At 67.9% G+C, this 13,972-nt stretch carries 12 protein-coding genes; 6 read left to right on the top strand and 6 right to left on the bottom strand.

Annotated elements, in window-relative coordinates; genetic code table 11:
• Positions 1 to 32: 32 nt before the first annotated feature.
• Entirely contained in the window at positions 33 to 1,223 is a 1,191-nt protein-coding gene (locus NGK62_RS30400) for a trans-sulfuration enzyme family protein (RefSeq protein WP_251881835.1), read from the top strand.
• On the opposite strand, the gene NGK62_RS30395 is transcribed toward NGK62_RS30400, so the two are convergent.
• A complete protein-coding gene (locus NGK62_RS30395; protein ID WP_251881833.1) occupies positions 1,198 to 1,659 on the bottom strand; it encodes a hypothetical protein in 462 nt (153 codons plus the stop codon). The genes NGK62_RS30400 and NGK62_RS30395 overlap by 26 nt on opposite strands.
• Before the next feature lie 187 nt (positions 1,660 to 1,846).
• Between NGK62_RS30395 and ppk2 the strand changes: the two genes are divergently transcribed.
• Positions 1,847 to 3,115, top strand: coding sequence for a polyphosphate kinase 2 (ppk2, locus tag NGK62_RS30390; RefSeq protein ID WP_251881831.1), 1,269 nt, complete (start codon positions 1,847 to 1,849; stop codon positions 3,113 to 3,115).
• Positions 3,116 to 3,119: 4 nt separating this feature from the next.
• Here the strand turns inward: ppk2 and NGK62_RS30385 are convergent, their stop codons facing one another.
• The 3 genes from NGK62_RS30385 to NGK62_RS30375 are packed head-to-tail and all read right to left on the bottom strand — an operon-like array spanning position 3,120 to position 6,609.
• On the bottom strand, positions 3,120 to 3,473 hold the full coding sequence (locus tag NGK62_RS30385) for a DOPA 4,5-dioxygenase family protein (RefSeq protein WP_059372634.1): 354 nt from the start codon (positions 3,471 to 3,473) through the stop codon (positions 3,120 to 3,122).
• Between the two features lie 19 nt (positions 3,474 to 3,492).
• Positions 3,493 to 3,855 carry a translation initiation factor Sui1 gene (locus NGK62_RS30380; protein WP_059372849.1) on the bottom strand — a complete coding sequence of 121 codons (363 nt, stop codon included), beginning with the start codon at positions 3,853 to 3,855 and terminating at the stop codon, positions 3,493 to 3,495.
• 57 nt (positions 3,856 to 3,912) lie between these two features.
• Complete coding sequence (locus NGK62_RS30375; RefSeq protein WP_251881829.1) at positions 3,913 to 6,609, bottom strand: winged helix-turn-helix domain-containing protein; 2,697 nt, start codon at positions 6,607 to 6,609, stop codon at positions 3,913 to 3,915.
• Between the two features lie 181 nt (positions 6,610 to 6,790).
• Between NGK62_RS30375 and NGK62_RS30370 the strand changes: the two genes are divergently transcribed.
• Genes NGK62_RS30370 through NGK62_RS30360 form a run of 3 tightly spaced genes read left to right on the top strand, consistent with a single transcriptional unit; the run spans position 6,791 to position 10,525 of the window.
• Positions 6,791 to 8,014, top strand: a complete 1,224-nt coding sequence (locus tag NGK62_RS30370; RefSeq protein ID WP_251881827.1) for an ABC transporter substrate-binding protein — start codon at positions 6,791 to 6,793, stop codon at positions 8,012 to 8,014.
• Positions 8,011 to 9,087 (top strand): alcohol dehydrogenase catalytic domain-containing protein, encoded by a 1,077-nt coding sequence (locus NGK62_RS30365; protein WP_251881825.1) that lies wholly within the window; start codon positions 8,011 to 8,013, stop codon positions 9,085 to 9,087. Before NGK62_RS30370 ends, NGK62_RS30365 begins: the two co-directional genes overlap by 4 nt.
• 4 nt (positions 9,088 to 9,091) lie before the next feature.
• Positions 9,092 to 10,525 carry an aldehyde dehydrogenase family protein gene (locus NGK62_RS30360; protein WP_251881823.1) on the top strand — a complete coding sequence of 478 codons (1,434 nt, stop codon included), beginning with the start codon at positions 9,092 to 9,094 and terminating at the stop codon, positions 10,523 to 10,525.
• 54 nt (positions 10,526 to 10,579) lie between these two features.
• Here NGK62_RS30360 and NGK62_RS30355 read toward each other — a convergent pair whose 3' ends face one another.
• Positions 10,580 to 10,960 (bottom strand): RNA-binding S4 domain-containing protein, encoded by a 381-nt coding sequence (locus tag NGK62_RS30355; RefSeq protein WP_251881821.1) that lies wholly within the window; start codon positions 10,958 to 10,960, stop codon positions 10,580 to 10,582.
• Between the two features lie 198 nt (positions 10,961 to 11,158).
• Here NGK62_RS30355 and NGK62_RS30350 point away from each other — a divergent pair, with 198 nt between their 5' ends.
• On the top strand, positions 11,159 to 13,015 hold the full coding sequence (locus tag NGK62_RS30350) for an ABC transporter ATP-binding protein/permease (RefSeq protein WP_251881820.1): 1,857 nt from the start codon (positions 11,159 to 11,161) through the stop codon (positions 13,013 to 13,015).
• A gap of 16 nt (positions 13,016 to 13,031) precedes the next feature.
• On the opposite strand, the gene NGK62_RS30345 is transcribed toward NGK62_RS30350, so the two are convergent.
• Entirely contained in the window at positions 13,032 to 13,835 is an 804-nt protein-coding gene (locus tag NGK62_RS30345; RefSeq protein ID WP_251881818.1) for an aspartate dehydrogenase, read from the bottom strand.
• Between the last annotated feature and the right edge of the window lie 137 nt (positions 13,836 to 13,972).

Raw genomic sequence — 13,972 nt, 5'->3', positions numbered from 1 at the left:
CCGGCCTTACCCGAAAACACAGGAACGCTGAAATGTCCGACTCCTCGCAACACGGTTTTGCCACGCGCGCCATCCACCTGGGCTATGACCCGCTGGACGAGCAGGGCGCCCTGGCTCCGCCGCTCTATCTGACCTCCACCTACACCCAGGACAGCATCGAATCCTTCGACCAGATCCGCCTGGGCGAAAAGCAGGGTTACGTCTACGGCCGCACGCGCAATCCGACGCAGGCGCTGCTGGAAGAGCGCCTGGCCTCGCTGGAAGGCGCCGAGGCCTGCGTGGTGACCGCCTCCGGCATGGCGGCGATTTCGGCGACCCTGTTCTCGCTATTGCAGAGCGGCGATGAAATCGTCGTGGACCAGATCGTGTATGGCACCGCCTTCACCCTGTTCACGCAAGGCCTGGCGCGCTTTGGCGTGCGCGCGGTGTTTGCCGATTTCACCCGCCCCGAGACCGTGGCGGCGGCCATCGGCCCCAACACGCGCGCGGTCTACTTCGAGACGCCGGCCAATCCCAACCTGCGCCTGGTGGATATCGCGGCGGTGTCCGCCATTGCCCGCGGCAAGGGTCTGCTGACCATCGTCGACAACACTTTCGCCACGCCGGTGCTGCAGCGTCCGCTGGAGCATGGCGCCGACGTCGTGCTGCATTCGGCCACCAAGTACCTGGGCGGCCACGGCGACCTGCTGGCGGGGGCGGTGCTGGGGCGCAAGGAACACATCGATGCGATCCGGCTGCAAGGGCTGCGCTACTTCACTGGCGCGACCTTGTCGCCCTTCACCGCCTTCCTGGTGCTGCGCGGCATCAAGACGCTGGAGCTGCGCGTGGCGCGCCACAGCGAATCCGCGCTGAAGGTGGCCAAGCTGCTGCGCGAGCATCCCGCGGTGGCAGACGTGTTCTATCCGGGCCTGGCGGATACGGCGGGCGCGGAGATCGCGCGCCGCCAGCAATCGGCCGGCGGCGGCCTGGTCGCGTTCGAACTCAAGGGTGGACTGGCGGCGGGGCGCCGCCTGCTCAACAGCCTGAAGCTGGCGCGCATCGCGGTCAGCCTGGGCGATCCGGAAACCCTGATCCAGCATCCCGCGTCCATGACGCATGCCAGCTACTCTGCCGAGGACCGCGAGCGCTATGGACTGTCCGAGGGCTTGCTGCGGCTGTCGGTGGGCCTGGAGACGCCCGAGGACATCCTGGCCGACCTCAAGCAGGGCCTGGATCGGGCGTAGTGGCCACGCGCCGCCACGCCACCCATTCCCCTTGGTCCTCGAAGTTGCGCGGCCCGCGCGCGGCCGCGGCCAGCCCCGCGCGCAGCGCGCCCATGTCCAGGCCCGGCATGTTCCGCTGCAGGGCGGCAGGCAGTCGTTCGGCGTCGAGCGTGGCCTCGTCGAATTCCATGGCCATCAGCCCGCCGCCGTCGCTGGGTACGCGCAGGAACCACAGGCCTTCCATGTAGTCGCCCGACCAGGGATCGGGAAAGACGGCCTGCGTGTAGCGGAAGCCGAATTCATGGATGTCGCTCCAGGGCCAGAATTCCTGCTGGCCCAGGGCGCGCGCCAGTTCGCTGCTGCGCGTGAAACCGGCTTCATCGAAGCTCACGGTTTCGCGCAGGGGATCTTCGGGCGGCGTCGGGCCGGCTAGCAGCCGTTTGATGAATGACCACATGGCGCAGGGGCGGGTGTAGGGAGGCCAGTGTAGCGGCCTTCGTTGCTGCAAAAATGTTACAACGTTTGATCAAAGTCAAATCCGCGGGGCAGGGCTCGGAGTAGCGTTTGCGCTTTTCCCGACTGAGGCCGCAGGCGCAAGCCTGGCCGGCGCGGACAGGACGATCAGCGCAGCGAGGACAGGATCGATGACAGACAAGACCCCCCCAGCCACCGAACAAGCCGTAGCCGACACGCCGCGCAGGCGCGCGGCCAAGCGGACCGCCAGCGCCTCCAAGAGGCCGGCGGTCAAGACGGTCGTCACGCCGGTAACCACCAGCCGCAGGCCGCGCGCGGCCAAGGCGCCTGCCGCGGTGGATCCCGCGGCGGGCGATCCCGCGGCGGGCGATCTCGCGGCGGGCGCTCCCGCGCCGGTTGACCCCGTATCGGCCGCGGCCGCCGCCGAGCCGGCCCTCGATGTGCGCAAACGCGTCGTCGCTCGTCAGGACGCCGCGCGTCAGGAAACCGTCGCCGTGCTGGCTGACATCGCGCGCCGCTACAACGTCAGCGCGCCGGCCCAGGCGCGCGAGGCGCTGCGCTCGGTCATCGAGGAACTGTCGCCGGACGATGCGCAGGCCGTGCACCGCGCGTTGCTGGAAGCCAATTCGGCGGCGCCGCGCACGCGCCGCAATCCCGACGATGAGCTGGCCGCGGACTGGCGCGAAGGCATCTATCCCTATCGCCACCGCATGCTGCGCCGTAACTACGAAAAGCAGAAGTACAGCCTGCAGGTCGAACTGCTGAAGCTGCAGGCCTGGGTCAAGGCCACCGGCCAGCGCGTCGTGATCCTGTTCGAAGGCCGCGACGCCGCCGGCAAGGGCGGCACCATCAAGCGCATGATGGAACACCTGAACCCGCGCGGCGCGCGCGTGGTCGCGCTGGAAAAGCCTTCCGACACGGAAAAGGGCCAGTGGTACTTCCAGCGCTACGTGCAGCACCTGCCGACCGCGGGCGAGATCGTCATGTTCGACCGCTCCTGGTACAACCGCGCCGGCGTCGAGCGCGTGATGGGCTTTTGCACCCAGAACGAATACCTGGACTTCCTGCGCCAGGTGCCGGATTTCGAGCGCCATCTGGTCAGCAGCGGCATCCACCTGATCAAGTTTTGGTTCTCGGTCAGCCAGGAAGAACAGCGCCGCCGCTTCCTGCAGCGCAAGGTGCATCCGCTCAAGCAGTGGAAGCTCAGCCCGGTGGACCTGGCCTCGCTGGACAAGTGGGACGACTACACCCGCGCCAAGGAAGCCATGTTCGCGCATACCGACACGGCCGACGCGCCCTGGGTGGTGGTCAAGTCCGACTGCAAGAAGCGCGCGCGGATCAATGCGATGCGCTACGTGCTCAGCCGCCTGCCATACGAAGGCAAGAGCAGCGATCCCATGATGGCGCTGGATTCGCTGATCGTGGGCCGCGCGCTGTAGCGGTTCAGGCGCCCAGCGCCTGCAGGTTCAGGGTGTGGCTGCGGCCGATCCACACGGCGCAGTCGCGGTGGTCGCGCAGGGAGTCGCCGGTGTTGGGATGCATGAAGACATCCAGCGCTCCGTGGTGCAGCGTCAGCCAGGTGGCGATCTCCGCGAAGCGCTCGGGCGTGAAGGCAATCTGGTAGCTCCACTGGGGATGCGGGCCGACGGGGCGCTCATGGAAGCGCCCCAGCTCCATCTGGCCGGCAAAGCGCGCGGCGATCCGTTCGCGCAGGGCGTGCGCGGCGTCGCGGCTGGCGGCGTCGAAATACACATGGGCGTGCCAACTGGCGACGGCGCTGGTTTGGGATTCGGTCATTGCTGTTGCTCCGTCGGTGTCAGCCGCCCGCGCGCTTGGCGCGGATGCCTTGTTTTTGCAGGGTTTCCATGACGCGTTCGCAGTGGTCGCCCTGGATCTCGATCACGCCGTCCTTTACCGTTCCGCCGGAGCCGCAGGCGTTGCGCAGCTGCTTGCCCAGCGCGTTCAGCGCCGCGCCGTCCAGCGCCACGCCCTTGACCACGGTGACGCTCTTGCCGCCACGGCCCTTGGTTTCGCGCGACACGCGGGCCACGCCGTCGCCGGCGGGGGCCGCACGGGCGGTCTGCTTGCACAGGCACTGCGCCAGCGGCTTGCGGCATTCGGGGCACATGCGGCCGCCGTCGGTGGAGTAGACCAGGCCGCCTGTAGAACTGCTTTTCATGATGGACACGCGCAAAAGTCCCTATCTTAATCGCCGGCAGGCCAGCCAGTCCCGGCCCTACAGCAGACCGGCTTCGCGCGCCAGGGCCACGGCGCGGGTGCGGCTGTCGGCGCACAGTTTTACGTTCAGGTTGCGCAGATGGGTGCGCACGGTGCTTTCGGATACGAACAGGCGCTGGGCGATGGCGTTGTTGGAATGGCCGTCCGCAACCAGGCGCAGCACGTTCAGTTCCTTGGCTGTCAAAGCCTCGGCCGGCGCGCGCTCGGCGGCTGGCTTGGCCGGGCTGCAGTCCGCGGGCATCCCGGCATGGCGTTGGAAGCGGTTGAGCCAGGCTTGGGCCGACGCGCAGCCATTCAACCATGCGCAGCCGTCTGTCGACGAAAAGAAGCGCGGCAGCAGCGAGAGAAAGGCGCTGCCTTCGTCAGCCAGCACACGGCATAGCCCCTCGGCCTGCGCGGTGTCCAGCAAGGTTGCCAACTGCTGGTGGGCCTGCGCCTCTTCACCTGCGCGCGCCAGGGCGACGGCGCGGAACATTTGCAATTTGTAGGCGCGCCGGATGCGGCGGGACGATACGGCGCACGCAATGTCGGCATCCAGTTGGCGCAACGCATCCTCGGGCTTGCCCGTGTAGGACTGCACGCGCAGCATCCCCAGCCGCGGGTACAGCAAGTCGTTGGAGGGCAGGCGCAGCGTTTCGATGCGAGCCCACAGATCGTTGTCTTCCGCGCGTTTGAGCTCGTCCTGCGCGGCCTGCGGATGTCCTTGCAGCAGCAGCACGCGCGCGCGCTCCACGCGCGCGCTGCCGGCGATCCGGGGCAGGCGGCGCTGATGGCCGAGGTATTCCAGTTCGCCCAGCAGATAGAAGGTCTGCACGATGTCGCCCGACAGAAATGCGATGCGCGCCAGCATCACATAGCCGAGTATCAAGTGGTCCGGGTGTCCCGTGTCCCGCCCAAGAGGCACGTAGACGCGCAACAGCCGGGCGGCCTGCTCCAGATCGCCGGCTTCGTAAACCCCGGCCGCGTACAGCACGCCGGCCCAGGCGTTGCCGTTGGCCTGGCCGTACGCGCCCTTGCGGGTGGCGTGGACGGCCATGCGGAAATGCGCGCCAGCCTGGCGCATGCGCCCCTCCTGCAGATCGATGATGCCTTCCACCGCTTCGGAGTACATCTGATTGAAAGCGCTGGCGGCCAGGCTCTGCGCGCGGCGGGCGGCGTCCAGCAGCCGTTGCGCTTCCTGGTAGCGGCCAAGCACGGCGGCGACGTTGGCCATGGCGTTGGCCAGGGCGGTTGCCGCGAAGGTGGACGCGTTCGCCGCCGCGGCGATGCCAGGCATGCCTAGCGCGTAGGCCTCTTCGTGACGGTCGGTCATGGAGAGCAGCAAGGGCCGCAGCGCCTGCACGTGCGCGCGGACGTCGGGATCGGGGCTGCGGGCCAGTCTCAACTCGTCCAGCTGCAACGATGCCTCGCTGGCGCCCCGCGTAAAACAGGTTGCCCATACCTGCACCGCCTGCAGGGCCGGGCGGCGGGCCAGGACGGCCGCCGGCAACTGTGCGAACCAGCGGGAGAGCAGCCGCATGCGCCCCTCGGCCAGCAACGCTTCCGCGTTTGTACCCAGCAAGGCAAGGGCGTGCTCGAAGTCGCCGCCTTCGATGGCGTGATCGATGGCAGGAACGGGACGGCCTTGCTCGGCGTACCAGCGGGACGCCGCCAGATGCAGCGCGGGGATGTCCGCTGGATCCTGCTGCCGCAGTGTGGATTGCAGATGGCTCGCGAACAGGCCGTGGTAGCGGTATTGAGCCGCGTCCGCGGAGGAGCGCGACAGCAGGACCTGCCCGTCCTCGAGTTCGCGCAGGATGCGACCGCAGTCCAGGTCCGGCAGCAACGCTTGGCATAGCGCCGCGTTCAGTTGCTTCAGGATGCTGGTGCGCAGCAGAAAGCGCCGCAACTCGGGCGTCTGTCCGGCAAGAACATCCTGGGCCAGATAGTCGGAGACGGACTGGTCGCTGCCCGAAAAGCGTTCGATGAACGCCGCGGCGGAGTCCTGCCGCGCCAGCGAGGCGCAGGCCAGCCAGAGCGCGGCGATCCAGCCTTCGGTCTTGTGGTGAAGCTGGCCGATTTCGGCGCGTGTGACCACAGGGTTGCGCCGGGCGAAGAACAGGGTGGTTTCCTCCAGCGAAAAGCAGAGCTGGGCAGCGTCGATTTCGAGCAGCCGGCCGTCGGCCCGCAAGCGTCCCAGTTCCAGGCCGGTGGCATGGCGCGAGCCGATCAGCAGCCGGCCCTGCGGCGGCAGGCGGTTGATCAGGTTCTGCACGAAGTCCAGCACGCCTGGCGCGACGATGGCCTCGAACTCGTCCAGCACCAGCGCAAAGGGAGCGGTCTGCGTGGCGATGGCTTCGATGAGGGCGAGCGCCAGCGCGTCGTCGGCCTCCAGGTCGGCCACCGCCCCGGGCGGCGCGGCCAGGGGCTCCAGCGCGGCGGTCAGGCATCGCAGAAAGCGCGGCAGATCGTTATCGCCGCGGTCCAGCGTCAGCCAGGCGCCGTGCACGGATTGCGCGCTCAACCGGGTCTGGCACTGAGCCAGCAGCGTGGTCTTGCCGTAGCCGGCGGGGCCGCGCGCGAGGACGACCCTGGGGCTGCCGGGCGCGCAGATTTGCGCGCACAGCGATACACGCGGGATATGGTCGGGGTGGGCAGCGGGGACGCCGAGCTTGCCGCTGGCCAGCGCATGTCCGGGCGAAAACATAGGGCGCATGATCTGCCTGTTGGGTGAGGAACGATTGCGCGCCGCCGGCTCGGGGAAACCCGCAAGCAACACGAAAATCGTCGCTTTGGACGAAGCTGAAAAATGCGTGCCTACGATACAAAAGGACTCGTGCCGGGGCAATAGGCCAGTTGCTGCGCAAATGGCGTTTACTCATAACGGAGACATATCGATGGCAATCGTGAAAACGGTGTACGCGTTGGCGGGCGCCGCACTCGTTGCGGCAGGCGTGCAAGCGCAGCCTGCCGGCGGCCCAGTGAAGATCGGCGTCATGGCGGACATGAGCTCGGCGTACTCCGACATCGGCGGCAAGGGGCTGGTGGAGGCCGCGCGCATGGCCGTGCAGGATTTCGGCGGCAGCGTGTTGGGCCAGCCGGTCGAACTGGTGTACACCGATGGCCAGAACAAGGTCGACGTCGCCAGCGCGGCGGCGCGGCGCTGGTTCGACCAGGATGGCGTGGACATGGTCACCGATCTGCCCACGTCGGCGCTGGCGCTGGCCATCAGCGAACTCGGCCGCGAGAAGAAAAGGATCGTCATGGTGACGAGCGCGTCGACGTCGGAGCTGACCGCCAAGGCGTGCTCGCCCTATACCGTCCACTGGACCTACGATACCTACGCGCTGGCCAACGGTACGGGCGCGGCGGTGTCCGCGCAGGGCGGCAAGAAATGGTATTTCATGACCGCGGATTACTCGTTCGGCTACGCGCTGCAGGCCGATGCCTCCGCGGTCATCGAGAAGAACGGCGGCAAGGTGCTGGGGGCGGTGCGGTCGCCCCTGAATACGCCGGACTTCAGTTCCTATCTGTTGCAGGCGCAGGCTTCCAAAGCGGGCATCATCGGCCTGGCGCTGGGCGGCAACGACGTCATCAGCGCGATCAAGCAGGCGGCGGACTTCGGCATAGGCCGACCGGGCGGTCAGCAGAAGCTGGTGGCGCTGCTGGCGTTCCTGTCGGACGTGAAGTCCATCGGGCTGCCCTTGGGCCAGGGGCTGCTGTTGACCGAGGCGTTCTACTGGGACCAGAACGACGCCACGCGGGCCTGGTCGCAACGCTTCCAGGACAAGGTCGGACGCAAGCCGACCATGACCCAGGCCGGTACCTACGGCGCGGTGCTGCATTACTTGAACGCGGTCAAGGCGGCCGGCACCAAGGACGCCGACGCCGTCATGGCCAAGATGCGGGAGACGCCCATCAACGACTTCATGACGCGCAACGGACGGTTGCGCGCGGACGGGCGGGTGGTGCGCGACATGTACCTGTTCGAAGTGAAGAAGCCGGAGGAATCCCGCAGCGAGTGGGATCTGTATAAGCAGGTTGCGGTCATCCCGGGCGACGTCGCATTCCGGCCTGAAGACCGGGGCGGCTGCCCATTGATCAAGCAGGCGATGCGATGATCAGCTATGACGTAACCGCCTTTGGCCAGCCGCTGGTCCCGATCGAGCGCCCGGCGCCCGAACCGCAGGGAGCGCAGGTATTGCTGAGGGTGCTTGCCGCGGGCGTGTGCCACACCGACGTGCATACGTGGGAGGGCTACTACGACCTGGGCGGCGACAAGCGCCTGCGCGTGGAGCAGCGCGGCGTCACGCTGCCGTTGACCCTGGGCCATGAGACGGCAGGCGTGGTGGTCGCCGCCGGGCCAGACGCGAATGGGGTGACCACGGGACAGCGCTATCTGGTGTATCCGTGGATCGGTTGCGGCGACTGCAAGGTCTGCCGGCGCGGGCGCGAAAACCTGTGCGCCGCGCCGCGCTTCCTGGGGATCTTCCGGCCGGGCGGCTATAGCGACCACATCCTGGTGCCGGACGCCCGCTACCTGATCGAAATCGGCGACCTGCGGCCCGAGCAGGCCGCGCCTTACGCATGTTCGGGCCTGACGTCCTATAGCGCCATCCGCAAGATTGCGCCGGAGGTGCTGCAGGCGGAGGCGGTCGTGGTGGTCGGCGCAGGCGGCCTGGGCCTCATGTGCGTGAGCTTGCTGCGCGCCTTGGGATGCCCGCGGGTGATCGTGCTGGAACCCGATGGCGCGCGCCGGGGCGCCGCGCTGGCCGCCGGCGCCAGCCTGGCCGTGGACGCGCACGCCGCCAGCGCGCTGGACGAGGTTCGGCGCGCCGCGGGCGAGGTCTGGGCGGTGATCGATTGCGTGGGCGCGGCCAGCACGGTGAAGCAGGGCATGGATCTGCTGGCCAAAGGCGGGCAATTGATCCTGATCGGGCTGTTCGGCGGAGAGTTGCCGCTGTCGACGGCCTTGGTGCCCATGCGCGCCATCAGCATCGAAGGATCCTACATCGGCACGCTGGCCGAACTGCAGCAACTCATGGCCTTGGTGCGGGAGCGTGGGCCGCGCGCCATTCCGATTTCCTGCCGCTGCCTGCAGGAGGCTCAGGCAGCGCTTCTCGATCTGGCGGCGGGCCGCGTGGTGGGGCGCCAGGTCCTCTGTCCCGATCAACCCAACGCGAAACAGGCATAGAACCATGCAGCTGAATCTGGATTCCGGCTATTCCATGACGGTGGATGGCCGCGCGGAAACGTCGGTGCAAACCTTCGATGTGCTCAACCCCGCCACGGAGGAACGCATCGCCACCGTGCCGGACGCGTCGCTGGCGCAGTTGAACGAAGCAGTCGCGGCCGCGAGGCGCGCCTTTGCGCCATGGAGCGAGACGTCCCTGGCACGGCGCCAGGCCGCGCTTCTTGCCATGGCAGACAGGCTGGAGGAGTACACCGAAGGCTTCATGCGCCTGTTGACGCGCGAGCAGGGCAAGCCCCACGCCGACGCGCGCGCCGAGGTCGGCCGTTGCGTCGCCTGGCTGCGCGCGACCGCGGCACGCGATCTGCCTGCGGCGCGGCTGGACGACGGCGCGGGCCGCGTGTTCGAGACGCGCCATGTGCCTATCGGCGTGGTGGCGGCGATCGCACCTTGGAATTTTCCGATGACGCTGGCCATCTGGAAGATCGCCCCGGCCTTGCTGGCGGGCAACACCGTCGTGTTGAAGCCGTCGCCGTTCACGCCGCTGACTTCATTGAAGATGGGCGAGCTGTTTCGCGACCTGCTGCCGCCAGGCGCGCTGAACGTGGTGTGCGGCGGGGACCGGCTGGGACCTTGGCTGACCGAGCATCCGGGCATCGACAAGATCGCCTTTACCGGCTCGACCGCGACGGGCAGGCGCGTCATGCAGAGCGCATCCGGCAGGCTCAAACGCATCACGCTGGAGCTGGGCGGCAACGATGCGGCCATCGTGCTGCCGGATGTGGACGTGCGCGACACGGCCGCCAAGCTGTTCTGGGGAGCATTCCGCAATTCCTCGCAGTTCTGCCTGGCCACCAAGCGGCTGTATGTGCACGAATCCATCTATGACGAGTTCGCCGCGGCGTTGGTGGAACACGCCAGGGGCGTCGTCATGGGCGATGGCGCGCAGCCGGGGACCGGTCTGGGTCCGATCCAGAACCGTCCGCAGTACGAGCGGGTCAAGGATCTCATCGCCGACGCGCATCGCAACGGCGTGCGCTTTCTGGCAGGCGGCGATGTGCCGCAGGGCAAGGGCTATTTCGTGCCGGTCGCCATCCTGGACAATCCGCCGGACGACGCGCGCAGCGTGGTGGAAGAGGCGTTCGGACCGGTGCTGCCCTTGCTGAAATACCGGGACATCGACGACGTTGTCCAACGCGCCAATGACTCCGACTACGGGCTGGGCGGGTCGGTGTGGTCCAAGGACCTGACGCTGGCGCGGTCCATCGCGCGGCGCCTGGAAACCGGCACTGTATGGATCAACCATATCCACGCCATGTCGCCGGACGTGCCGTTCGGCGGCCGCAAGCAGTCGGGCCTGGGCGTGGAGAACGGGTTGGAAGGGCTGCTGGAATACACCAGCGTGCAGACGGTGGCGGTGTTGGCGGACGATGGCGCTTGAGCGTTATGGAATGCGGCCGGGACATGCGTAAGCGCCCCGGCGGCCCCGGAGGCTCTACTTGCCCCGCATCTGGTCTATCAACCGCCGGTCGCGCTTGGTCGGGCGTCCGGCTTCTATGCCCAGCGCGGGCTCGGGCGCCAGGCGGCGCATTTCCGCTGCGCGCTCGCGCGCTGCCACGCTTTCAGGCGTTTCCTCGTATAGCTGGCGCGCGACGGGGGCGGGGCCGCGCACGCCGCTGATCGCCATCACCCGCACATGCAGCGCCGGGTCTTCCTTGCGCACCGTGACCAGATCGCCTGGCGCGACTTCGCGCGCGGGCTTGGCGGGCTGGTCGTTCACCAATACCCGGCCCTTGCCGATTTCCTGCACGGCCAGGCTGCGCGTCTTGTAGAAGCGCGCGGCCCATAGCCACTTGTCTAGCCGGATCTTGTCCATGGTTCCTTACCTGCCGGTATTGCTGCTCAGGCGTCCATGATAGCCGCCGTACGCCGCCTTGCCGCGGCGCGCTGGCTGTCAGATGGCTTTCGATCACCCAGCTGCAACGCTTAAGCCTGGCTTAAAACGGTCCCCGCGCCGGAACTCGATGCGCGCGTCCCGTCTAACCAGAAACGCGTATCGGAGGGCAATCGACTCATGGACCTGAACTGGCAGCAGCAACTGACGGAAAGCGGGCTCTGGCTGGCGCGTGCGTTCGGCATTTCGGCCATCGCGCTGATGCTGGTCGGGGGCCTGCTTGCGCGTTACACGGATTGGGGACGCAAGTTCTGGCGGCTGGCGCGGCCGTATCTCGATCCCAGGCGCAGCTGGCAGCCCCTGTTGACGCTGGCGCTGCTGTTGTTCCTGGCGATGTTCGCCGTGCGCATGACGGTGCTGTTTTCGTTCTGGTACAACGGCTTCTACAGCGCGTTGCAGGCGCTGGACCAGAGCGCATTCTGGCGCTTTTTGGGCATCTTTTCGGTGCTGGCCTGTGTGCACGTGGTGCGTACCCTGGCCGACAGTTATGCCGGGCAGGCCTTCGACATCCGCTGGCGCGTGTGGCTCAACGACAGGCTGACCCGCGACTGGCTGGGCGCGGGCGCCTACTACCGCGGCCATTTCGTCGATGCCCCGGTCGACAACCCCGACCAGCGCATCGAACAGGACATCGCCATGTTCGTGACGGGTTCGCGCACGCTGGCGATCGGCGCGCTGAGCGCGGTCGTCTCGCTGGTGGCGTTCACGTCCATCCTCTGGGGACTGTCTGGCGCCTTGACGGTGGCGGGGGTGGAGATTCCGCGCGCCATGGTGTTCATGGTGTACCTGTACGTCATCGTGGCAACGCTGTTCGCGTTCAAGATCGGGCGCCCGCTGATCAAGCTGAATTTCCTGTCCGAGCGCCTGACGGCGAACTTCCGTTACGCGCTGGTCCGCCTGCGCGAGAACGCCGAGAACGTGGCGTTCTATCAGGGCGAGAACGTCGAGCGCGCCACCTTGTGGACGCGTTTCTCGGCCTACATCGCCAACCTGTGGGCGCGCGTGTACCGGGGGCTGAAATTCGACGGCTTCAACCTGTCGGTGAGCCAGGTGGCCGTGGTGTTTCCGTTCATCCTGCAGGCGCCGCGTTTTTTCAGCGGCGCGATCAAGCTGGGCGACGTGATCCAGACGTCGCAGGCCTTCGGGCAGGTGCAGGATTCCTTGTCGTTCTTCCGCACCTCCTACGACACCTTCGCGCAGTACCGCGCCACGCTGGACCGGCTGAATGGCTTTCTGGACGCCAACGAGGCCGCGCGCGCGCTGCCTGCGGTGCAGACGGAGAGCCTGCCGGACGGCCTGGATATCGAATCGGTGCAGGTGGCGCGCCCGGACGGCACGGTGCTGCTGCGCGACCTGAACCTGAGCTTGCGGCCGGGCCAGGCGCTACTGATCAAAGGGCCTTCGGGCAGCGGCAAGACCACCTTGCTGCGCGCGCTGGCGGGCTTGTGGCCCTATGCGCAGGGCTCGGTGCGCCGGCCGCAGGGCGCCTCTGCCCTGTTCCTGTCGCAGCGGCCCTATCTGCCCCTGGGCGATTTGCGTGGCGCGGTCGCGTATCCGGGGCTGGCTCAGCCCGAGGACGATGCGCGCTTGGCCGACGCCTTGCGGCGGGTCAATCTGGGGCATCTGACCGGGCGCCTGGATGAAGTCGCGGATTGGTCGCGCATGCTTTCCATCGGCGAACAGCAGCGCGTGGCGTTCGCGCGCGTGCTTTACAACCGGCCCGCCATCGTGTTCCTGGACGAGGCCACGTCCGCTACCGACGAAGGGCTGGAGCATGCGCTTTACAGCCTGCTGCGCGAGGCGCTGCCGTCATGCATGCTGGTCAGCGTGGGGCATCGCAGCACGCTGGACGTGTTCCATACGCACAGGCTGGACCTGGATGGCGCGGGGAACTGGCGGGTGGGACCGATGGCGCGGGCGGGCGCTGCAGGTGAGCGCCTGCGCCCGGCGGACGGGCCGCAGCGGGCGGCGGCCTAGCCGCGCCCGCCGCGATTCAGGTACCCACGCGCAGCGGACCGGTCAGCTTGCGCAGCGCGGCGACCACGCTTTGCGCGGTGATGCGGCCGGTCTTGGGATTGGCCGAGGGGATGTTCTGGATTTCCATCGAGAACGAGGCCGAGTCGGACACGACCTCGACGCGGTGCAGATTGCGCTCGAGCGAGGGATCGGCCCAGATTTCCAGCGTGGTCTTGTCCGGGCCGATGCCGGCCAGCGACACGCTGACCGCCACGTTCAGATTGGCCGGAAAGCCCACCGCCGCTTCCCGCGGCGAGCCGCGGAAGATCAGGCGCGGTTCGGTGATGTCCGCGATATCGATGTTGTTGTCGGTCAGGTAGGGCGCGCCCAGCAGGCCGCGCACCGGCTTGCGGGTGATCATGGTGACGGAATGGATGACGCCCTCGGCGGCCGCCGTGATGGCATCCAGGCCCAGGATGGCGCCCGAAGGCACCAGGATCTGGCCATGGTGTTGGCGGGCGAGTTCGATCAGGTCGTCATGGCGCAGCAGCGCGCCCGAGCTCAGCACCACCATCTTCTTGCCGGCGCGCAGCACGGGCTCGGCGATGTCGCGGAACACTGCGGCCGGGGCGCATTCCACGACCACGTCGCAGTGTTCGTGCAGCGCATCGATGGTGGTGTAGGCGGGCGTGGCCTGGGTCCAGGCGAAGACCGGCGGGGCCTTGGGATCGCGCACCGCGATGGCCGCGAGCGTCAGGCCGGGCAGGCCGGCGTCCAGGGATTGCGCCACGGCCTGGCCGATGGCGCCGAAGCCGGCGATGCCGACACGGTAGCTGTTCATAAGGGTCCAGAGTAGGGCCGCGGCGCGCCGCGGGCGGTTCGGAAAGGGGCTGCACGCCGCCGCGATGACGCGGCGCGGGACTGCCGGCCACTGTAGCCACCGTGCCGGCAGGCGTCAATGCGGAATGGCGACCATGC

Origin of the sequence: Achromobacter sp. Marseille-Q4954, assembly GCF_943737025.1 — a bacterium.
In the GTDB taxonomy this organism is placed as follows: Bacteria; Pseudomonadota; Gammaproteobacteria; order Burkholderiales; family Burkholderiaceae_B; genus Achromobacter; species Achromobacter bronchisepticus_A.
The sequence above is the reverse complement of the archived record's forward strand: the minus strand, read 5'-3'. Positions and strand labels throughout refer to the sequence as shown.

Excerpts from the sequence above, each read along its gene's own strand:
- NGK62_RS30400 (WP_251881835.1), top strand. The coding sequence starts at position 33 with ATGTCCGACTCCTCGCAACACGGTTTTGCCACGCGCGCCATCCACCTG.
- NGK62_RS30395 (WP_251881833.1), bottom strand. The coding sequence starts at position 1,659 with ATGTGGTCATTCATCAAACGGCTGCTAGCCGGCCCGACGCCGCCCGAA.
- ppk2 (WP_251881831.1), top strand. The coding sequence starts at position 1,847 with ATGACAGACAAGACCCCCCCAGCCACCGAACAAGCCGTAGCCGACACG.
- NGK62_RS30385 (WP_059372634.1), bottom strand. The coding sequence starts at position 3,473 with ATGACCGAATCCCAAACCAGCGCCGTCGCCAGTTGGCACGCCCATGTG.
- NGK62_RS30380 (WP_059372849.1), bottom strand. The coding sequence starts at position 3,855 with ATGAAAAGCAGTTCTACAGGCGGCCTGGTCTACTCCACCGACGGCGGC.
- NGK62_RS30375 (WP_251881829.1), bottom strand. The coding sequence starts at position 6,609 with ATGCGCCCTATGTTTTCGCCCGGACATGCGCTGGCCAGCGGCAAGCTC.
- NGK62_RS30370 (WP_251881827.1), top strand. The coding sequence starts at position 6,791 with ATGGCAATCGTGAAAACGGTGTACGCGTTGGCGGGCGCCGCACTCGTT.
- NGK62_RS30365 (WP_251881825.1), top strand. The coding sequence starts at position 8,011 with ATGATCAGCTATGACGTAACCGCCTTTGGCCAGCCGCTGGTCCCGATC.
- NGK62_RS30360 (WP_251881823.1), top strand. The coding sequence starts at position 9,092 with ATGCAGCTGAATCTGGATTCCGGCTATTCCATGACGGTGGATGGCCGC.
- NGK62_RS30355 (WP_251881821.1), bottom strand. The coding sequence starts at position 10,960 with ATGGACAAGATCCGGCTAGACAAGTGGCTATGGGCCGCGCGCTTCTAC.
- NGK62_RS30350 (WP_251881820.1), top strand. The coding sequence starts at position 11,159 with ATGGACCTGAACTGGCAGCAGCAACTGACGGAAAGCGGGCTCTGGCTG.
- NGK62_RS30345 (WP_251881818.1), bottom strand. The coding sequence starts at position 13,835 with ATGAACAGCTACCGTGTCGGCATCGCCGGCTTCGGCGCCATCGGCCAG.